The following is a 19256-nucleotide window of genomic DNA, read 5'->3' on the forward strand; positions in this document are numbered from 1 at the left end:
CAAGTGCGTCAAAATGGTGAAGCGCCTCACCATTTTGGTGATTTCGTATTTTTATCGTTATTTATCAACAATTTAAAACTGTCATAAGCTTATAAAAAATAATCTTGATCAATTGCTGAACTGCGACTAGCGTCTATTCCTGACAGTGCTGACAAGATTAAGCATTCGGCGCTGCAAACAATAAAACACTAGAACCGGCACAAGTCGGTCATGCCTGCGAGGAACTCGGAATGTCTCTGTTGATCCGTGGCGCCACCGTTGTTACCCATGATGAAAGTTATCGCGCCGATGTCTATTGCGCTGACGGCGTGATCAAAGCCATTGGTGAAAACCTGGATATTCCCGCCGGCGCCGAAGTGCTCGACGGCAGCGGCCAATACCTGATGCCCGGCGGCATCGATCCACACACCCACATGCAACTCCCGTTCATGGGCACCGTGGCCAGCGAAGACTTCTACAGCGGCACCGCCGCAGGCCTGGCCGGCGGTACCACGTCGATCATCGACTTCGTAATTCCCAATCCGCAGCAGTCGCTGCTCGAAGCCTTTCATCAGTGGCGTGGCTGGGCGGAGAAGTCCGCGTCGGACTACGGTTTCCACGTCGCGATCACCTGGTGGAGCGAGCAAGTCCGCGAGGAAATGGCCGAACTGGTCAGCCATCACGGGATCAACAGCTTCAAGCATTTCATGGCCTACAAGAACGCGATCATGGCCGCCGACGACACGCTGGTGGCGAGTTTTGAACGCTGCCTGGAACTCGGCGCCGTGCCGACCGTGCACGCGGAAAACGGCGAGCTGGTCTATCACCTGCAGCGCAAGTTGATGGCCCAGGGCATCACCGGGCCGGAAGCGCACCCGCTGTCGCGGCCATCGCAGGTCGAAGGGGAAGCCGCGAGCCGGGCGATCCGCATCGCTGAAACCATCGGCACACCGCTGTACCTGGTACACGTCTCGACCAAGGAAGCCCTCGACGAAATCACCTACGCCCGCAGCAAAGGCCAACCGGTCTACGGCGAGGTGTTGGCCGGACATCTGTTGCTGGACGATAGCGTCTACCAGCACCCGGACTGGCAGACCGCCGCCGGTTACGTGATGAGCCCGCCGTTCCGTCCGCGCGGGCATCAGGATGCGCTGTGGCATGGTTTGCAAAGCGGCAATCTGCACACCACCGCCACCGACCATTGCTGTTTCTGCGCCGAGCAGAAAGCCGCCGGGCGCGATGATTTCAGCAAGATCCCCAATGGCACCGCCGGAATCGAAGACCGCATGGCGGTGTTGTGGGATGAAGGGGTAAATACCGGGCGGTTGTCGATGCAGGACTTCGTCGCCCTCACCTCCACCAACACCGCGAAAATCTTCAATCTCTATCCGCGCAAGGGTGCGATCCGCGTCGGCGCCGATGCCGACCTGGTGCTGTGGGACCCGCATGGCACCCGCACCATCTCCGCCAAGACCCACCATCAGCAGGTGGACTTCAACATCTTCGAAGGCAAGACCGTGACCGGTGTGCCAAGCCATACCGTCAGCCAGGGGAAATTGGTCTGGGCTGATGGCGACTTGCGCGCCGAGCGCGGGGCGGGCCGGTATATCGAACGGCCGGCGTATCCGGCGGTGTTTGATTTGCTGAGCAAACGGGCGGAATTGCATCGCCCGGTTCCCGTGAAACGCTGATCCCAGGATTACCGATGATCGTTCCCACGTCGAGGCGTCGAACCGTCTGCGTGGGAATGCCTCAAGGGACGCTCTGCGTCCAGTGACGCGGAGCGTCACGGCTGCATTCCCACGCGGAGCGTGGGAACGATCAACACAGACAACACAAAAAACCACTGCCCGACAGAGGCAGAAAACCTCAAATAACCGTGAGGCAAAAAACCGTGATCGAGACCCTGAATCATCTCCCGCACCCGCACGAAAGTGCGGCCGCCCTCGCCGGCCATTTCACCGATCTGGCGCCACCGCTCAACGACCGTCAGGCGCATCTGGAAGCCTCGCGCTGCCTGTATTGCTACGACGCGCCGTGCGTGAATGCCTGCCCGAGCGAGATCGACATTCCGTCGTTCATCCGCAACATCCATCAGGACAACGTGCCGGGCGCCGCGCAGAAAATCCTCTCGGCGAACATCCTCGGTGGCAGTTGCGCCCGAGTCTGTCCGACCGAAATCCTCTGCCAGCAAGCCTGCGTGCGCAACAACGCCCACGAATGCGCGCCGGTGCTGATCGGCCTGCTGCAACGCTACGCCGTGGACAACGCGCACTTCACCGAGCACCCGTTCCAGCGCGCCGCCGCCACCGGTAAACGCATCGCCGTGGTCGGTGCCGGCCCGGCGGGTTTGTCCTGTGCTCATCGCAGTGCGATGCACGGGCATGACGTGGTGATTTTCGAAGCGCGGGAGAAGGCTGGCGGACTCAACGAATACGGAATCGCCAAGTACAAACTGGTCGACGACTACGCCCAGAAAGAGCTGGAGTTCCTCCTGCAGATCGGCGGCATCGAAATCCGTCACGGCCAGAAACTCGGTGAGAATCTGACCCTCAGCGAACTGCACCAACAATTCGACGCGGTGTTCCTCGGCCTCGGCCTGAACGCCAGCAAGCAACTCGGCCTGGCCCACGAAGACGCACCCGGCCTGCTCGCCGCCACCGACTACATCCGCGAACTGCGCCAGGCCGATGACCTGTCGCAACTGCCGCTGGCCGAGCACTGCATCGTCCTCGGCGCCGGCAATACGGCTATCGACATGGCCGTGCAAATGGCCCGTCTTGGCGCCCGCGACGTCAATCTGGTCTATCGCCGTGGCGCGGCGGACATGGGCGCCACCGGCCATGAGCAGGACATTGCCAAGGCCAATCAGGTTCGACTGCTGACCTGGGCGCAACCGGACGAAGTGCTGCTCGACGCTCAGGGCAAGGTGCGCGGCATGCGCTTCGCCCGTACGCATCTGGTGGAAGGTCGCCTGCAAACCACTGGCGAGACGTTCGAACTGGCCGCCGATGCGATCTTCAAAGCCATCGGCCAGGCCTTCGACGGCAGCGCCCTCGCCGACCCGCTGGCCCGCGAACTCAAACGTCAGGGCGAACGGATTCAGGTCGATGAAAACCTGCGCACCAGCATCCCCGGCGTGTATGCCGGCGGTGACTGCACCAGTCTCGATCAGGATCTGACCGTGCAAGCGGTGCAACACGGCAAGCGCGCCGCCGAGGCGATCAACGCTCAACTGATGCTTAATGTGGAGGCTGCGTAAATGGCCGATCTCTCGATTGTCTTCGCCGGCATCAAAGCCCCCAATCCGTTCTGGCTGGCCTCCGCGCCGCCGACCGACAAGGCCTACAACGTGGTGCGCGCTTTCGAGGCCGGCTGGGGCGGTGTGGTCTGGAAAACCCTGGGGGAAGACCCGGCGGCGGTCAATGTGTCGTCGCGTTATTCGGCGCATTACGGCAACAACCGCGAAGTGCTGGGCATCAACAACATCGAACTGATCACCGACCGCTCGCTGGAAATCAACCTGCGGGAAATCACCCAGGTGAAAAAGGACTGGCCGGATCGCGCGCTGATCGTGTCGCTGATGGTGCCGTGCGTTGAGGAGTCGTGGAAACACATCCTGCCGCTGGTGGAAGCCACCGGCGCCGACGGCATCGAGCTGAACTTCGGTTGCCCCCACGGCATGCCTGAACGCGGGATGGGCGCGGCGGTCGGTCAAGTGCCGGAGTACGTCGAGCAGGTCACGCGCTGGTGCAAGACCTATTGCTCGCTGCCGGTGATCGTCAAGCTCACGCCGAACATCACCGACATCCGCGTCGCCGCCCGCGCCGCACACCGGGGTGGCGCCGATGCGGTGTCGCTGATCAACACCATCAACTCGATCACCAGCGTCGACCTCGAACACATGGTCGCCCTGCCCACCGTCGGCAGCAAAAGCACCCACGGCGGTTACTGCGGCTCGGCGGTCAAACCGATAGCGCTGAACATGGTCGCGGAAATCGCCCGTGATCCGCAGACTCAAGGCCTGCCGATCTGCGGCATCGGTGGCATTGGCAGCTGGCGCGATGCGGCGGAGTTCATTGCACTGGGCAGCGGTGCGGTGCAGGTGTGCACGGCGGCGATGCTCCACGGGTTCCGGATTGTCGATGAGATGAAGGATGGCTTGTCGCGGTGGATGGACAGTCAGGGCTACGCCAGCATCGCCGAGTTCTCCGGGCGTGCGGTGGGCAATACGACCGACTGGAAGTACCTGGACATCAACTATCAGGTCATCGCGAAGATCGATCAGGAGGCGTGTATCGGTTGCGGGCGGTGCCACATTGCCTGCGAAGACACGTCACACCAGGCGATCAGCAGCCTGAAACAGGCCGATGGCACGCACACCTATGAAGTGATCGATGATGAGTGTGTGGGGTGCAATCTGTGTCAGATCACCTGCCCGGTGGCGGACTGCATCGAGATGGTGCCGATGGAGACGGGCAAGCCGTTTCTGGACTGGAATCATGATCCGCGGAATCCGTATCACGTCAGCCCTTGAATGATCGTTCCCACGTCGAGGCGTCGAACCGTCCGCGTGGGAATGCAGCCATGGATGCTCTGCGTCCGCTTCAGAGCATGACGCAGAGCGTCACCGGATGCGTTCCCACGCAGAGCGTGGGAACGATCAGTTACGGCTCCAACCCGATCCCCCGCAAAATCACACTCGTCACCGTCTGCACCGCCCGCTCGAACTGCATGTCCGACAACGGCTGATGCTCATTCAGAATGTTCACCTGGTGATCGAAGTCGGCATAGTGCTGGGTCGACGCCCAGATCATGTACAGCAAACTCGACGGTTCCACCGGCAGAATCCGCTTGTCCTCCACCCACTGCCGAATCTTCGCCTCTTTCATCTTCGCCCAGTCGTACAGGCTGACATCCAGCGCCTCGCCCAGGGTCGGTGCGCCGTGGATGATTTCGTTGGCCCAGACTTTCGAGCCGTAGGGTCGACTGCGCGAGTGGTTCATCTTGGCGCGGATGTAGCTGCTGAGCACCACGCGCGGATCATCGAACATCTCGAAGCACAGCGCGTCCTGCTTCCACACTTCCAGCAGGTCGAACAGCACCGCGCTGTACAGCTCGCTCTTGGTGCTGAAGTAATAATGCAGGTTGGAACGCGGCAATTGCACTTCGGCGGCGATGTCGGCCATGGCGGTGCCACCGAAGCCTTTTTCGGCGAACACCTTTTCCGCCGCCAGCAGGATCTTGTCGACGTTGCTGCGGCGGATTTCGATCTTGTGATTGCCCATGAGGGCTCCCTGAAGACAACGTTGTTGAAGACTAGCATCCGCTCTGGGCAAGGGGCGACAGCCGAGAACGATTCTTCACACACCCGAGCATTTTTCTGGTTTAGGATCGCCACCCGCCTCCTTGTCTCACCTCAAGGCAACGTGCACGGCACACCCTATACTGTCCGCCGTCACTCACTGAAAAGGGATTGCCCATGAAGCTGAAAAACCTGTTCACCGCCGGCGCGCTGCTCGCCTCGCTGGTCGTCACGTCCCAGGCCTTCGCCCACGCGCATCTGAAAAGCCAGACCCCGGCCGCCGACAGCACCGTCGCCGCGCCTGCGGACCTGCGTCTGGTGTTTTCCGAAGGCGTCGAAGCCAGCTTCACCAAAGTCATCGTGACCCACAATGGCGCGCCCGTGAAGGTCAAACCGCTGACCACCGAAGGCGACAAGAAAACCCTGATCGTCACGCCCGAAGCACCATTGACCGCTGGCGAATACAAGGTCGAATGGCACGCGGTGTCGGTCGACACGCACAAGAGCGAAGGCGCCTATCAGTTCAAGGTTGGCCAGTAATTCATGAGTGAAGCGCTGGTGTTGTGCCGGTTCCTGCATTTCATCGTGGTGTTGATGCTGTTCGGGGCCTGGCTGTTCCGGCCTCTGCTGCTCAAGGGTGAAGCGCCGGCACTGGATCGGCACCTGGCGCGGCTGGCCCGTTGTCTGGCGGCGGTTGCGCTGGCCAGCGGTGTTGCCTGGGCGTTGCTGATCACCGCGAGCATGGCCGGTTCAGCCGCTGCGGCGTTCGATCCGGACACCGTCGAATTGGTGCTGGGTCGCACGTTTTTCGGTCAGGTCTGGCGCTGGCATCTGCTGATCAATGCACTGCTATTGGCGTTGCTGTTAACTCCGTGGCGATCGATCCGGCCATTGCGGCTGGGCCTGAGCGCGTTGCTGCTGATGACCCTCGCCCCGGTCGGTCACGGGGCCATGCTCGACGGCTTCAGCGGCCAGATGCTGATCCTCAATCAGGTGGTTCACCTGACGTGCGTCGGCGCCTGGCTCGGTGGGTTGCTGATGCTGGTGATGATCCTGCGCCAGTCCGGCGAAACGGTTCGTGAGGTCCTGCAACGGTTCAGCGGGCTCGGCTACGTGCTGGTCGCCGGCCTGTTGATCACCGGGCTGATCAACGTGCGCGTCCTCACCGGCCAATGGTGGCCGACGCCGCTGTTTTCGGGGTTTGCCCTGATCCTGTTGATCAAGGCATTGCTGGTGTTTGGCATGCTGGGGCTGGCGCTGTTCAACCGCTTGCGCATCAGCGTTTGCGAACAACGGATCGACACCCTCAAGCGCAGCGTCATGCTCGAATGGTTGCTGGGGATCGGTGCCGTGGCGGCCGTGTCCGTGCTCGGCACCCTGCCGCCGATGATCGCTGCCTGACGTCAGTGTTTCAGGGTATCGCCCGCCGCCGTATCGATGCTGACCACCACCGACATCCCCGGCCGCAGCCGCTCGCTCTCCTGCTGCCCCGGATCGATGGTGATGCGCACTGGCACCCGCTGAGCGATTTTCACGAAGTTGCCGGTGGCGTTGTCGGCCTGCAACAACGCAAATTCCGAACCGGTGCCAGGTGAGATGTGCTGCACATGACCCGTGAACTTGCGGTGATTCAAGCCATCGACGGTGAACGTCACCGGTTGCCCGACCCGCACGTTGTCCATCTGGGTTTCTTTCATGTTGGCGATCACCCACTTCTGATCCGGTACCAGTGCCATCAACTGCGCCCCGGAACTGACATAGGCGCCGAGGCGCACGCCGATCTGCCCGAGCTGGCCGTCGCGCGGGGCGATGATCCGGGTGTTGGACAGATCGATCCGCGCCAGTTGCACCGCCGCCTCGGCGCTCGCCACCGCCGCTTCCAGCGAGCCGCGATTGACGATCACCGTTTGCAGATCCTGCCGGGCGATTTCCAGATTGGCCTTGGCCTGGGCCACCGACGCGATGCCCTGCGCATTGGCGGCCAGCGCCACGTCCATCTCGCGCTTGGAGACGGAGCCGTCATTAACCAACGCCGTGTTGCGTCGCAAGTCAGCCTCGCTTTTGCGTAACTGTGCCTCGCTATCGGCCACCACCGCCTGCCGCAACTTGATCGTCGCTTCGGCGCTGTTGCGCTGCTGTACGACGTTCGCCAGCGAAGCTTTCTGCACCGCCAGTTGCGCCAGCGACTGATCGAGACGCTGCTGATAAATGCGGTCATCGAGACGCACCAGCAAATCGCCCTCCTTCACAAACTGGAAGTCCTGCACCGGTACTTCAAACACATAACCACTGAGCTGCGGACCGATGATCGTCACCAGCCCCCGCACCAAGGCGTTTTCAGTGGTCTCGACCGCGCTGCTGAACGGCGGCAACTGCCAGGCGTAGAGCACGATCAGCACACCGACGATGGCAATCGCGGCAAAACCCAGCGACGAGATGATCCGCACCCGCAACGAGCGCGGCTCGGTGTTCGGTGATGACGGCGGCGCCTCCCCCTCGGGAGTGGCGGCGATGGCATTGGTAGTCGTTGTGGTCGGTTCGGTCATGAAGAAGTGGCACCGCTGGAAGGTACGGAAGGTGTCGGGGCGACGGCTTTGGTGGTGCTGATCAGCCACAGCGCACGGAGGGAAATCCAGATCATGGTCAGGATCGCGATCACCGCAATCAGCATGAACACATCGTTATAGGCCAGCACGTTGGCTTCGCGGGTGGCGGCGTTGGCCAGGCTGCGAATGCCTTGCAGGTTGCGCAGGCTCGGGTCCGTGATCACGGAGCCAACCGCGGAACCACCGCTCTGCACCCGGGCAGCCACCAACGGATCGGACAGCACCAGTTGCTCGACGATATGGCTGGAATGGAATTTCTCGCGCACGATCTGGAACGTCCCCAGCAACGCCGCACCGATCAGGCCGCCGAGGTTGTTGCAGATCCCGAACAACACCGAAAAACTCACCAGATTGCGCGGATTGGTCAGCACGTTGCGCGTGCCCAGAACCATGGTCGGCCCGAGGAAAAAGGTGCTGCCGAACGCCAGCAGGAACTGGCTGAAATACAGGTTCTCGGGGCGGGTCAGGTTGTTTGAAGAGCTGTCGATGATCGAACCGGTGGCCATCAAAGCCAGCGAGACGATCAGCGGCATCAGCAGGTGCTTCGGGTCGATGGTCAGCGCACTGGTCAGCAGCCCGGCGACGCTGCCGATCAGCATCACCACGTAGAGGCTGTGCAACTGCTGGCTGCTCATGTTCAGGTTCTGCATGAAACCGACGGCGCCGGTGGACTGTTCCGAGGTCACCATGCGAATCAGGATCACCGCCAGCGCCAGGCGGATCATTACCCCGCTGCCGAGCCAGCGGGTCATCAACATCGGGTTGCTGCGGTTGTGTTCGATGGCCAGCCCCGCGAGGATCAAGGCAATCGATGCGGCAAGGGCGATGCCGATCCAGTCGGCTTCCAGCCACCAGTCGATCCGGCCCAGGGACAACACGGCGCACAGCAAAGCCACGCCGCTGGCCAGGATCGCAAAGGTGAGGAAATCGAGGGGCTCGAAGGTCTTGAAGCGGTCACCCGGCGGCAGTTTGAGCATCAGTACGCAGCCCAGCGACAGCAGCGCCATGCCCAATTCGAACAGGTACAGGCCGCGCCATTCGGCGATTTGCAGCAGGTCTTCGGAAAACAGCCGGGCCAGCGGTAAGGCCAGTTGTGAAGTGCCGAGGCCCAGCACCAGCGCCTTCATCCGCCATTTGGCCGGGAACGCCTGCACCATGTAATACAGGCCCAGCGAGCTCAACGCCGCGCCGACCATGCCGTGGGCGGCGCGCACGGCGATCGCCGAATTCAGGTCATTGACGAACAAATGGCCGAAGGTCACCAGCGCATACAAAACCAGGAACACCTCGGTGAACGCCCGCAACCCGAACTGTTGGCGAAACTTCACCAGCAGCAGGTTCATTGACACGTTGGTCATCACATACGCCGCTGGCAACCAGGCCATTTCAGCCGTCGTCGCCCCAATCGCCCCTTGCAGGTAAGGCAGGTTGGCGACCACCAGCGAATTGCCCAAGCCACCGGTCAACGCCACCAGCAATCCCACCAGCGCATAGGCCAGGCGCTTGGGATTGGAGTGCAACGGCGTCGAGGGTGATCCGGGCAGACTGGGCCTCTCGTGAGGCTGCCAGTCGCGCGGGGCGTATTGATTCATTGAAAGGCCTTGTGCCGGAGATGGCATCAGTGTGCCGGGGTCGCCGGGATTCGTAAATTTTGTTTAAAGGTCATCTCGCCCGCAGCGGATTTTTCCCAAGCGTAGCGAATGCCAACCTTGCCGCACTTCTCAACCTGCAAGGTGCCCGTTATGACCACGCCCCGCTGGCAACGCTCCCCACGTCTGCTGAAAAACCTGCTGGCAGCCGCCCTGTTGCTGCCCGCCCTTTCTTTCGCCCAGGAACGCCCGTGGCCGGACGGCTCGCAACTGGTGATTTCGGTGTCGATGCAATTCGAAACCGGTGGCCAGCCCGAAGGCGCCGAAAGTCCGTTCTCCGGCACACCGCTACCCAAAGGCTACCCGGACCTGCCGGCGCAGACCTGGTTCGATTACGGCTACAAGGAAGGCTTGTGGCGCATGCTCGATCTTTGGGATCGCACCGGCATCAAGGTCACCTCCCACGTGGTCGGCGAAGCGGCGCTCAAGCACCCGGAACTGGCCAAGGCCATCGCCGAACGCGGCCATGAACTGGCGGCTCACGGCATGCGCTGGGCCGACTCGTACAACATGAACCACGCCCAGGAAAAACAGTTCATCGGTGATGGCGTCGCAGCCGTGGAAAAAATCACCGGCCAGCGCTCGGTCGGCTACAACGCCAACTGGCTGCGGCGCAGTCCCAACACGTTGAAGGTGCTGCAGGATCTGAATTTCACCTACCACATCGACGACGTCAGCCGCGACGAACCCTTCGTTACGATGGTTCGTGGGCGCAAATTCGCCGTGGTGCCTTACACCCTGCGCAACAACGACATCGTATTGATCGAAGGCCGGCACTTCTCCGCCGAGCAGTTCTATCAGCAACTGGTGCTGGAATTCGATCGTCTCTACGCCGAAGGCGCGAACAAGCGGCGGATGATGTCGGTGAGTCTGCACGACCGCATTGGCGGCACGCCGGCGATGGTCGAGGTGATGGAACGCTTTATCCGTTACGCGCAATCGCATCCGAAGGTGACATTCATGCGCAAGGATCAGATTGCCCAGGTGGTGCTGACCGAGAAAAACCCGCTGATCGACAACACCGAGGCGGCGTACAACCAGTGACAAAAAAATCGCAGCCAAGGCTGCGATTTTTTCTCTGCTCAACGACTCACGCCCGCAGCAGCATGTAAGCCGCGACCACCAGGCACACACTGGCGAATCCCACCTGCAACGTCCGCGCCGGTACCCGCGCGCAAAGTTTGCGGCCGACGATCATGCCGACGATGCTGGCCACGATGAATGCCGCACCCAAATGATCGATCCGCACCCCGGCATGGAACGCGCCGATCACGCCAATCGCGGAAATCAGGCTGATGACCATCAAGGACGTGGCGACGATCCCGCGCATCTGCACATCGGTCAGTTGCTTGAACGCCGGCACGATCAGAAACCCGCCGCCAACGCCCAACAATCCGGACACCACGCCGGTGACAGCACCCAGCGCCGCGAGGGTCGCGGTGCATTTGGCGGTCCAGTCGAAACGTCCGGTCTGTTCGTTGAGCATGCAGTTCTTCTGCCCCCAACTGGCGTGGCCATGATCGCTCGGGCCCGGCTCCTGGCGTTCGCGGCGCAGCATGCGCCACGCCACCATCACCATCAGCAGGCTGAACAGGATCATCAGGATCTTTTCCGGCAACTGATGGGCGAAGTAGATGCCCACCGGCGAAAACACCGCGCCAAGTGCCGCAATCAACAGCGCCGCGCGATAACGCACCAGACCATGACGCAAGCCATCAATCGCGCCGACCGCCGCTGCGCTGCCCACGGCAAACAACGCCACCGGCGCCGCTTGCGTCATCGTCCAGCCCAGCCCGAGCACCAGCGCCGGCACTGCGAGAATCCCGCCACCGGCCCCGGTCAGACCGAGGATCAACCCCATCACCACGCCAAACAGACTTGCCAGCAACATAGAGTGTTCTCAGTCGACTTTGGACAGGCTGGTCAGCCATTCACGGCCCTTGAGCATGCCGTGCCAGTAGAACCACGGCAGCAGGGTTGCCTTCAGCCACCACGCGGAACGGCGCGGCACGGTCGGATCGAGGGGAAAGGTCGGCAGCAACTTGCCGCCGTAACCGAACTCGGCGAGGATCACCTTGCCCTTCTCCACCGTCAGCGGGCAGGAGCCGTAGCCGTCGTATTTCAGCGGCAGCGCCAGTTCCTTGCGCAACGCCAGCAGGTTTTCCGACACCACCACGACCTGCTTGCGCACTGCCGCTGCGGTTTTCGCATTGGTGGTGCCGCAGATATCGCCCAGCGCAAACACCTCGGAATAACGCGGATGTTGCAGCGTGTGCGGGTTGACCTCGCACCAGCCAGCGGCGTCGGCCAGCGGACTTTGCGCGATGAAGTCCGGCGAAACCTGCGGCGGTACCACGTGCAGCAAGTCGAAGGTTTTCGCCTGACGGGTGACGTTGCCGTCCGCGTCCTTGCTGTCAAACCAGGCGGTTTTCGCCGGGCCGTCGACCTTCACCAGATTGGAATTGAACGCCAGCCGCGCGTTGTATTTTTCGATGTATTTCATCAGCGGCGGCACGAAGGTCGCCACGCCGAACAGCGTGGCGCCAGCCAGGTTGAATTCAACCTCGACCTTGTTCAATACGCCCTTCTTGAGCCAGTGGTCGCAGGACAGATAGAGCGCCTTCTGAGGGGCACCGGCGCATTTGATCGGCATCGCCGGCTGAGTGAACAACGCCTTGCCGCCGCGCAGTTTCTGCACCTGTTCCCAAGTGTATTGCGCATGCTGATAGCTGTAGTTGGACGTCACACCGTGCTGGCCGAGACTTTCCTGCAAGCCTTCGATCTTCTCCCACGCCAGGCGCAGCCCGGGGCAGACGATCAGGTTCTGATAGGTGACGGTGCGTTGATCGTTGAGGGTGAGACGGCGCTGGTCGGGGTCGATGCCGGTCACTGCCGCCTGAATCCATGTGGCCTGACGCGGCATTACCTTGATCATCGGTCGGGCGGTGTCTTTGGCGTCGTACGCGCCACCGCCGACCAGCGTCCACGCCGGTTGGTAGTAATGCTGGGCACTCGGTTCGATCACCGTGATTTTCAGGCCGGGATCACGCTTTAGCAGGCTCGCGACAAAGCCGATACCGGCGGTGCCGCCGCCGATGACCACGATATCTGCACTGATGGATGGGCCCCAGTGTTGATCGTTCATTGCTTGTTCCTTATTGCTGCACGCAAGGATAGCCGGGTCTATTGCGCCCAGCTTTTGAGCACGGCTCCGCAGTAGAGTCCGGACAGGGTTTTCATCACCTGGATGACTTCATGACTGGCGAGACCGTAAAAAATGTACTTGCCTTCACGACGGGTCGCGACCAGCCCTTCATCACGCAGGATGCCCAATTGCTGGGACAGGGTCGGCTGGCGCACGCCGGTCATTTTCTCCAGCTCGCCGACGTTGCGTTCGCCCTGGGTCAACTGGCACAGGATCAACAGCCGATCCTCGTTGGCCAATGCCTTGAGCAGCGAACAGGCCTTGGAGGCCGAGGCCCTCAGCTGGGCAACTTCACATTCGGTCAGACTGGATTGCATTTGCAGGATGCCTTCAACGTCACTTAAGCTGCGAACATTATGTGTTTACATAAAGTGTTGCAACCCTGACTTTCCACCTTCCTGCACAGGACCGTGTCCATGCCCGCGCTGATTGAAGCTTTCCTCGACCCCGCCTCTTCGACCTACAGCTACGTGGTCTACGAGGCCGATGGCGGGCAGTGCGCAATCGTCGATCCGGTACTCGATTACGACGGCGCCGCCGGCCGCACCTGCACGGCCCAGGCCGACAAGATCATCGCCTTCGTTCGTGCTCACAATCTGCAAGTGCAATGGCTGCTGGAAACCCACGCCCACGCCGACCACCTGTCCGCCGCGCCTTATCTGCGTCGTGAACTGGGCGGCAAGATCGCGATTGGCGAATCGATCAGCAAAGTGCAGAACGTGTTCAAGGCGCTGTTCAACCTCGAGCCGGAATTTCGCGTCGACGGCTCGCAGTTCGATCACCTGTTCGCGCCGAACGAGTCGTTCAGGATCGGCAACCTCAAGGCCACCGCCCTGCACGTCCCCGGCCACACCCCGGCGGACATGGCCTACCTGATCGACGGCGAGCAGATCCTGGTCGGCGACACGCTGTTCATGCCCGACGTCGGCACCGCCCGTTGCGACTTCCCTGGCGGCAACGCGAATCAACTGTTCAATTCGATCCACAAACTGCTGGCCTTCCCCGCCAGCGTGAAGCTCTACGTCTGCCACGACTACCCGCCGCAAGGTCGCGCCTCACAGTGCCAGACCACTGTCGGCGAACAACGAAAAAGCAATATCCATGTGCATGACGGCGTCGACGAAACCGCGTTCGTCGAGATGCGTACAAAACGGGATGCCGGGTTGGGCATGCCGACGCTGTTGCTGCCGGCGATTCAGGTGAATGTGCGGGCGGGGAACATGCCGCCGGCGGAAGGTAATGGCGTTGTCTACCTGAAGATCCCCATCAACTCTGTGTAGGAAAAACTCAATTCAAGAACCAGGGATTGCGGTTTTCGTACCTGTCGCGTCGAACTCGATGAACTGGGCGTTCTTTCAGCCAGCAGGCAGACTTCATGGGCAATCAACCCATGGAGATTTGGCAATATGGATATTCGCCGTAACCACCGGGATCTGTCCCGGGAAGAGAAATCCGCCTTCATCAACGCGGTTCTGACGCTGAAAAACAACGTAAACAGCGTGCTGCGTCCCGGTCAGCAAAGCCGTTACGACGACTTTGTACAGATACACAAAAACTCAATGGGACGCGGCAACCCACTCGTTCCAAACCCGCATCAAAGCCCCTTGTTCTATCCGTGGCACCGGATCCTGATTCGCCAGTTCGAGCTGGCGCTCCAGGCCGCTGTCGATGACCCCCGCATCACGCTGCCTTATTGGAACTGGCAAATCGGCGGCGCCGACAACCCGTTCACTTCGAACTTCATGGGCGGCAATGGCGACAACACCCAGAACCTGCTGGTAACAACCGGGCCCTTCTCCAGTACTCAGTCGCCATTCATTGTCTCCGTATGGGACGAGGGATTCGGTAACGCTGGCGTGCGCCGCAATCTAGGAGCGGCGGGTGCCTTGCCGTCACCAGAAACCGTCATTTCGGCGCTGAACAGAACGTCCTACTGGATGGAGCCGGGCGGTTGGGAAAACTTTTCCGAGCGCGAACTGCACAATCCCGTACATGCCTGGATCGGGGGCAGCATGATGGAGGCGTCCTCCCCCAACGACCCGATATTCTTCCTGCACCATTGTTATCTGGACCTGCTTTGGGAGCGCTGGAGACACCAGCATCCGAGCGTTCCCTCTTTTCCGCAGGACGACCCGAGTAGCTCGACACTGGTCTTCCACCCGGAAAACGAACTCGCTCCCTGGCCCCAGAGCTTTACCATTCAGCAGGCACTTTCCACCGAAGAACTGGGTTATCAGTACGAATATCTGTGAACTGCATCGGGCTCAGTTGCCTAGCGTCAAACCATTAGCAGGCAGCGGCAACGCCGTCTTGTAGCGCACCTGCTTGAGCGCAAAGCTTGACCGGATATTCGCCACACCGGGGACTTTGGTCAGAAAGTCCATCATGAAGCGTTCAAGCGACTGAATGGTCGGCACCAGCACCCGGATCAGATAGTCCGGGTCGCCGGCCATCAGGTAGCACTCCATGACTTCCGGACGGTCGGAAATCGCCTCCTCGAAATGTTGCAGCGCCTCTTCTACCTGCTTCTCCAGGCTGACGTGGATGAACACATTGACGTGCAACCCGAGCAAGTCCGCATCCAGCAGGGTCACCTGCTCGCGGATCAGTCCCAGTTCCTCCATCGCCTTGACCCGGTTGAAGCACGGAGTCGGCGACAGGTTGACCGATCGGGCCAGGTCGGCGTTGGTGATGCGCGCGTTCTCTTGAAGGCTATTGAGAATGCCGATGTCGGTACGGTCCAGTTTGCGCATGAGACAAAACCACCTGTTTTTTATGTTTATGCAGAATTTCTATCTGCAAATGATCTCCAGTGCAACGAAACAGAGAGAAATATTCTTCTTGCCCGGGCCTATGATTGTTGTAGGACAAGATTTCTTTTATCGAAGAATGACTGCCAGCTCACTACAAGAAATTCACAAGATCGAGCGTAGAAGCCATGACCCAAGCGTATGAACCGCTGCGTCTGCACGTCCCTGAACCCTCGGGCCGCCCAGGCTGCAAAACCGATTTCTCCTACCTGCATCTGACCGATGCCGGCACGGTGCGCAAACCTTCCATCGACGTTGAACCCGCCGACACTGCCGACCTGGCCCGTGGCCTGATCCGCGTGCTCGACGACCAGGGCAACGCCCTCGGCCCATGGGCCGAAAACGTGCCGGTCGAGATCCTGCGCAAAGGCATGCGTGCCATGCTCAAGACGCGGATCTACGACAACCGCATGGTGGTCGCCCAGCGTCAGAAAAAAATGTCGTTCTACATGCAAAGCCTTGGCGAAGAAGCCATCGGCAGCGCCCAGGCTCTTGCCCTGAATATCGACGACATGTGCTTCCCGACCTACCGCCAGCAAAGCATCCTGATGGCCCGCGACGTACCGCTGGTCGACCTGATCTGCCAACTGCTGTCCAACGAGCGCGACCCGCTCAAGGGGCGTCAGCTTCCGATCATGTACTCGGTCAAGGACGCCGGTTTCTTCACCATCTCCGGCAACCTCGCCACCCAGTTCATTCAGGGCGTGGGCTGGGGCATGGCCTCGGCGATCAAGGGCGACACCAAAATCGCCTCGGCCTGGATCGGTGACGGCGCCACCGCCGAATCGGACTTCCACACCGCCCTCACTTTCGCTCACGTTTACCGTGCGCCGGTGATCCTCAACGTGGTCAACAACCAGTGGGCGATCTCGACCTTTCAGGCCATCGCCGGTGGTGAAGCCACCACGTTCGCCGGACGCGGCGTCGGTTGCGGCATCGCTTCCCTGCGGGTTGATGGCAACGATTTCTACGCGGTCTACGCCGCCTCCGCCTGGGCTGCCGAACGCGCCCGCCGCGGCCTCGGCCCGACCATGATCGAATGGGTCACCTACCGCGCCGGCCCGCACTCAACCTCCGACGATCCGTCCAAATACCGTCCTGCCGATGACTGGAGCCACTTCCCGCTGGGCGATCCGATTGCCCGCCTGAAACAGCACCTGATCAAGGTCGGCCACTGGTCGGAAGAAGAGCACGCCGCCGTCAGCGCCGAGCTCGAAGCCGAAGTGATCGCCGCACAGAAACAGGCCGAACAGTACGGCACCCTCGCCGGCGGCCAGATTCCAAGCGCCGCGACCATGTTCGAAGACGTCTACAAAGAGATGCCGGAGCACTTGAAGCGCCAGCGTCAGCAGTTGGGGATCTGACATGAACGATCACAACAACAATATTCAGTTGGAAACCGCCATGACCACGACCACCATGACCATGATCCAGGCCCTGCGCTCGGCCATGGATGTGATGCTTGAGCGTGACGACAACGTTGTGGTGTTCGGCCAGGACGTCGGCTACTTCGGCGGCGTGTTCCGTTGCACCGAAGGCCTGCAGACCAAGTACGGCACCTCGCGGGTGTTCGACGCGCCGATCTCCGAGAGCGGCATCGTCGGTGTAGCCGTGGGCATGGGCGCTTATGGCTTGCGTCCGGTGGCGGAAATCCAGTTCGCCGACTACGTGTACCCGGCGTCCGACCAGATCATTTCCGAAGCCGCCCGCCTGCGTTATCGCTCGGCCGGCGAGTTCACCGCGCCGATGACCCTGCGCATGCCTTGCGGCGGCGGCATCTACGGCGGCCAGACCCACAGCCAGAGCATCGAGGCGATGTTTACTCAAGTCTGCGGCCTGCGCACTGTCATGCCTTCCAACCCGTATGACGCCAAAGGCCTGCTGATCGCCTCCATCGAGAACGATGACCCGGTGATCTTCCTTGAGCCAAAACGCCTGTACAACGGCCCGTTCGACGGCCACCACGACCGCCCGGTAACCCCGTGGTCGAAACACCCGGCCGCACAAGTGCCGGACGGTTACTACACCGTGCCGCTGGATGTCGCCGCGATCACCCGTCCGGGCAAGGACGTCACCGTGCTGACCTACGGCACCACCGTGTACGTGTCGCAAGTCGCCGCCGAAGAGTCCGGTGTGGACGCTGAGGTCATCGACCTGCGCAGCCTGTGGCCGCTGGACCTGGAAACCATCGTCAAATCCGTGAAAAAAACCGGCCGTTGCGTCGTGGTTCACGAAGCCACCCGCACCTGCGGTTTCGGCGCCGAGCTGGTGTCGCTGGTGCAGGAGCATTGCTTCCACCACCTGGAAGCGCCGATCGAACGCGTCACCGGTTGGGACACCCCCTACCCGCACGCGCAAGAGTGGGCGTATTTCCCAGGGCCGTCCCGAGTGGGCGCGGCGCTGAAACGGGTCATGGAGGTCTGAATGGGCACGCACGTTATCAAGATGCCGGACATCGGCGAAGGCATCGCAGAAGTAGAACTGTCGCAGTGGCACGTCAAGGTCGGCGATCTGGTCGTTGAAGACCAGGTGCTGGCGGATGTGATGACCGACAAGGCGATGGTCGACATCCCGTCGCCGGTCCACGGCAAAGTCATTGCACTCGGCGGTCAGCCGGGTGAAGTGATGGCGGTCGGCAGTATTCTGATCAGCATCGAAGTGGAAGGCGCAGGCAATCTGAAGGAGTCCGACAAACCGGCTCCTGCTCCTGCGAAAGAACCTGTTGCACCCAAAGTCGAAGCCGTCGCTGAAAGCAAACCTGCTATTGCCGCGCCGCGTCCGGCGGCTGCCGTTTGCCAGGGCCCGATGGTCGCCCGCGAAGCCGATGAGCGCCCACTGGCCTCGCCGGCCGTGCGCAAACACGCGCTGGATCTGGGCATTCAGTTGCGTCTGGTGCGCGGTTCTGGCCCGGCCGGTCGTGTATTGCACGAAGACCTCGACGCCTATCTGGCGCAAGGTCAGTCGAACGCTTCGGCGCCGGTCGCCGCCGCGTACGCCCAGCGTAACGATGAAGAACAGATTCAGGTTATCGGCATGCGCCGCAAGATTGCCCAGCGCATGCAGGACGCCACTCAGCGCGCCGCGCACTTCAGTTATGTCGAAGAAATCGACGTCACCGCGATTGAAGAACTGCGTGCACACCTGAACGAAAAACACGGCGCCAGCCGTGGCAAGCTGACCTTGCTGCCGTTCCTGGTGCGTGCACTGGTCGTCGCCCTGCGCGATTTCCCGCAGATGAACGCCCGCTACGACGACGAAGCCCAGGTCATCACCCGCCTTGGCGCGGTACATGTCGGCGTCGCCACCCAAAGCGATGTCGGCCTGATGGTCCCGGTGGTGCGTCACGCCGAGGCTCGCAGCCTGTGGGACAGCGCGACGGAAATCTCGCGTCTGGCCACCGCCGCCCGCAATGGCAAGGCGAGCCGCGATGAGCTGTCCGGCTCGACCATCACCCTGACCAGCCTCGGCGCCCTTGGCGGCATCGTCAGCACCCCGGTGCTGAACCTGCCGGAAGTGGCGATCGTCGGTGTGAACAAAATCGTCGAACGGCCAATGGTCGTCAAAGGCCAGGTGGTGATCCGCAAGATGATGAACCTCTCCAGCTCCTTCGATCACCGCGTGGTCGACGGCATGGACGCGGCGCTCTTCATCCAGGCCATTCGTGGTCTGCTCGAACAACCCGCGACCCTGTTTGTGGAGTGA

Annotated in this window: 18 protein-coding genes; 11 read left to right on the top strand and 7 right to left on the bottom strand. The window is 61.3% G+C overall.

Annotation, left to right across the window (positions count from 1 at the left end; all coding sequences use genetic code 11):
- Positions 1–230: 230 nt before the first annotated feature.
- From hydA to preA, 3 genes are all read left to right on the top strand, one after another.
- Positions 231–1670 carry a dihydropyrimidinase gene (hydA, locus tag AC07VV_RS07505; protein ID WP_495035833.1) on the top strand — a complete coding sequence of 480 codons (1440 nt, stop codon included), beginning with the start codon at positions 231–233 and terminating at the stop codon, positions 1668–1670.
- Positions 1671–1873: 203 nt separating this feature from the next.
- Positions 1874–3241 carry an NAD(P)-dependent oxidoreductase gene (locus tag AC07VV_RS07510; protein ID WP_495035834.1) on the top strand — a complete coding sequence of 456 codons (1368 nt, stop codon included), beginning with the start codon at positions 1874–1876 and terminating at the stop codon, positions 3239–3241.
- Entirely contained in the window at positions 3242–4516 is a 1275-nt protein-coding gene (gene preA, locus AC07VV_RS07515) for an NAD-dependent dihydropyrimidine dehydrogenase subunit PreA (protein WP_495035835.1), read from the top strand.
- A gap of 130 nt (positions 4517–4646) precedes the next feature.
- On the opposite strand, the gene AC07VV_RS07520 is transcribed toward preA, so the two are convergent.
- A complete protein-coding gene (locus tag AC07VV_RS07520) occupies positions 4647–5267 on the bottom strand; it encodes a TetR/AcrR family transcriptional regulator (RefSeq protein ID WP_495035836.1) in 621 nt (206 codons plus the stop codon).
- Positions 5268–5461: 194 nt separating this feature from the next.
- On the opposite strand from AC07VV_RS07520, the gene copC reads away from it, so the two are divergent.
- Complete coding sequence (gene copC / locus AC07VV_RS07525; protein ID WP_495035837.1) at positions 5462–5824, top strand: copper homeostasis periplasmic binding protein CopC; 363 nt, start codon at positions 5462–5464, stop codon at positions 5822–5824.
- Positions 5825–5827: 3 nt separating this feature from the next.
- The gene (gene copD, locus AC07VV_RS07530) at positions 5828–6685 is read left to right on the top strand and encodes a copper homeostasis membrane protein CopD (protein WP_495035838.1); all 858 of its coding nucleotides are present in this window, start codon (positions 5828–5830) and stop codon (positions 6683–6685) included.
- A 2-nt stretch (positions 6686–6687) separates the two neighbouring features.
- On the opposite strand, the gene AC07VV_RS07535 is transcribed toward copD, so the two are convergent.
- Both AC07VV_RS07535 and AC07VV_RS07540 read right to left on the bottom strand, forming a co-directional pair.
- Positions 6688–7830: an HlyD family secretion protein gene (locus AC07VV_RS07535; protein WP_495035839.1), complete on the bottom strand. Its 1143-nt coding sequence runs from the start codon at positions 7828–7830 to the stop codon at positions 6688–6690.
- Complete coding sequence (locus tag AC07VV_RS07540; RefSeq protein ID WP_495035840.1) at positions 7827–9482, bottom strand: MFS transporter; 1656 nt, start codon at positions 9480–9482, stop codon at positions 7827–7829. Before AC07VV_RS07540 ends, AC07VV_RS07535 begins: the two co-directional genes overlap by 4 nt.
- A gap of 150 nt (positions 9483–9632) precedes the next feature.
- Between AC07VV_RS07540 and AC07VV_RS07545 the strand changes: the two genes are divergently transcribed.
- Positions 9633–10583: a polysaccharide deacetylase family protein gene (locus AC07VV_RS07545; RefSeq protein ID WP_495035841.1), complete on the top strand. Its 951-nt coding sequence runs from the start codon at positions 9633–9635 to the stop codon at positions 10581–10583.
- A gap of 46 nt (positions 10584–10629) precedes the next feature.
- On the opposite strand, the gene AC07VV_RS07550 is transcribed toward AC07VV_RS07545, so the two are convergent.
- The 3 genes from AC07VV_RS07550 to AC07VV_RS07560 are packed head-to-tail and all read right to left on the bottom strand — an operon-like array spanning position 10630 to position 13061.
- On the bottom strand, positions 10630–11430 hold the full coding sequence (locus tag AC07VV_RS07550) for a sulfite exporter TauE/SafE family protein (protein WP_495035842.1): 801 nt from the start codon (positions 11428–11430) through the stop codon (positions 10630–10632).
- Positions 11431–11439: 9 nt separating this feature from the next.
- On the bottom strand, positions 11440–12684 hold the full coding sequence (locus tag AC07VV_RS07555; RefSeq protein ID WP_495035843.1) for an NAD(P)/FAD-dependent oxidoreductase: 1245 nt from the start codon (positions 12682–12684) through the stop codon (positions 11440–11442).
- Between the two features lie 38 nt (positions 12685–12722).
- A complete protein-coding gene (locus tag AC07VV_RS07560) occupies positions 12723–13061 on the bottom strand; it encodes an ArsR/SmtB family transcription factor (protein WP_007952897.1) in 339 nt (112 codons plus the stop codon).
- A gap of 99 nt (positions 13062–13160) precedes the next feature.
- Here AC07VV_RS07560 and AC07VV_RS07565 point away from each other — a divergent pair, with 99 nt between their 5' ends.
- Both AC07VV_RS07565 and AC07VV_RS07570 read left to right on the top strand, forming a co-directional pair.
- Entirely contained in the window at positions 13161–14024 is an 864-nt protein-coding gene (locus tag AC07VV_RS07565; RefSeq protein ID WP_495035844.1) for an MBL fold metallo-hydrolase, read from the top strand.
- 126 nt (positions 14025–14150) lie between these two features.
- Positions 14151–14996 (top strand): tyrosinase family protein, encoded by an 846-nt coding sequence (locus AC07VV_RS07570; RefSeq protein ID WP_495035845.1) that lies wholly within the window; start codon positions 14151–14153, stop codon positions 14994–14996.
- A gap of 12 nt (positions 14997–15008) precedes the next feature.
- On the opposite strand, the gene bkdR is transcribed toward AC07VV_RS07570, so the two are convergent.
- Positions 15009–15497 (bottom strand): Bkd operon transcriptional regulator BkdR, encoded by a 489-nt coding sequence (bkdR, locus tag AC07VV_RS07575; protein WP_007915088.1) that lies wholly within the window; start codon positions 15495–15497, stop codon positions 15009–15011.
- 185 nt (positions 15498–15682) lie between these two features.
- On the opposite strand from bkdR, the gene AC07VV_RS07580 reads away from it, so the two are divergent.
- From AC07VV_RS07580 to AC07VV_RS07590, 3 genes are read left to right on the top strand one after another with little or no spacing between them, the layout of a single operon-like run.
- Entirely contained in the window at positions 15683–16918 is a 1236-nt protein-coding gene (locus tag AC07VV_RS07580; protein WP_007965287.1) for a 3-methyl-2-oxobutanoate dehydrogenase (2-methylpropanoyl-transferring) subunit alpha, read from the top strand.
- Position 16919: 1 nt separating this feature from the next.
- Positions 16920–17978 carry an alpha-ketoacid dehydrogenase subunit beta gene (locus tag AC07VV_RS07585; protein WP_007952909.1) on the top strand — a complete coding sequence of 353 codons (1059 nt, stop codon included), beginning with the start codon at positions 16920–16922 and terminating at the stop codon, positions 17976–17978.
- Positions 17979–19256 (top strand): dihydrolipoamide acetyltransferase family protein, encoded by a 1278-nt coding sequence (locus tag AC07VV_RS07590; protein WP_495035846.1) that lies wholly within the window; start codon positions 17979–17981, stop codon positions 19254–19256.

The sequence above is a fragment of the Pseudomonas sp. GW821-FHT02C04 genome (genome assembly GCF_059421845.1).

Excerpts from the sequence above, each read along its gene's own strand:
- hydA (WP_495035833.1), top strand. The coding sequence starts at position 231 with ATGTCTCTGTTGATCCGTGGCGCCACCGTTGTTACCCATGATGAAAGT.
- preA (WP_495035835.1), top strand. The coding sequence starts at position 3,242 with ATGGCCGATCTCTCGATTGTCTTCGCCGGCATCAAAGCCCCCAATCCG.
- AC07VV_RS07520 (WP_495035836.1), bottom strand. The coding sequence starts at position 5,267 with ATGGGCAATCACAAGATCGAAATCCGCCGCAGCAACGTCGACAAGATC.
- copC (WP_495035837.1), top strand. The coding sequence starts at position 5,462 with ATGAAGCTGAAAAACCTGTTCACCGCCGGCGCGCTGCTCGCCTCGCTG.
- copD (WP_495035838.1), top strand. The coding sequence starts at position 5,828 with ATGAGTGAAGCGCTGGTGTTGTGCCGGTTCCTGCATTTCATCGTGGTG.
- AC07VV_RS07535 (WP_495035839.1), bottom strand. The coding sequence starts at position 7,830 with ATGACCGAACCGACCACAACGACTACCAATGCCATCGCCGCCACTCCC.
- AC07VV_RS07540 (WP_495035840.1), bottom strand. The coding sequence starts at position 9,482 with ATGAATCAATACGCCCCGCGCGACTGGCAGCCTCACGAGAGGCCCAGT.
- AC07VV_RS07545 (WP_495035841.1), top strand. The coding sequence starts at position 9,633 with ATGACCACGCCCCGCTGGCAACGCTCCCCACGTCTGCTGAAAAACCTG.
- AC07VV_RS07550 (WP_495035842.1), bottom strand. The coding sequence starts at position 11,430 with ATGTTGCTGGCAAGTCTGTTTGGCGTGGTGATGGGGTTGATCCTCGGT.
- AC07VV_RS07555 (WP_495035843.1), bottom strand. The coding sequence starts at position 12,684 with ATGAACGATCAACACTGGGGCCCATCCATCAGTGCAGATATCGTGGTC.
- AC07VV_RS07560 (WP_007952897.1), bottom strand. The coding sequence starts at position 13,061 with ATGCAATCCAGTCTGACCGAATGTGAAGTTGCCCAGCTGAGGGCCTCG.
- AC07VV_RS07565 (WP_495035844.1), top strand. The coding sequence starts at position 13,161 with ATGCCCGCGCTGATTGAAGCTTTCCTCGACCCCGCCTCTTCGACCTAC.
- AC07VV_RS07570 (WP_495035845.1), top strand. The coding sequence starts at position 14,151 with ATGGATATTCGCCGTAACCACCGGGATCTGTCCCGGGAAGAGAAATCC.
- bkdR (WP_007915088.1), bottom strand. The coding sequence starts at position 15,497 with ATGCGCAAACTGGACCGTACCGACATCGGCATTCTCAATAGCCTTCAA.
- AC07VV_RS07580 (WP_007965287.1), top strand. The coding sequence starts at position 15,683 with ATGACCCAAGCGTATGAACCGCTGCGTCTGCACGTCCCTGAACCCTCG.
- AC07VV_RS07585 (WP_007952909.1), top strand. The coding sequence starts at position 16,920 with ATGAACGATCACAACAACAATATTCAGTTGGAAACCGCCATGACCACG.
- AC07VV_RS07590 (WP_495035846.1), top strand. The coding sequence starts at position 17,979 with ATGGGCACGCACGTTATCAAGATGCCGGACATCGGCGAAGGCATCGCA.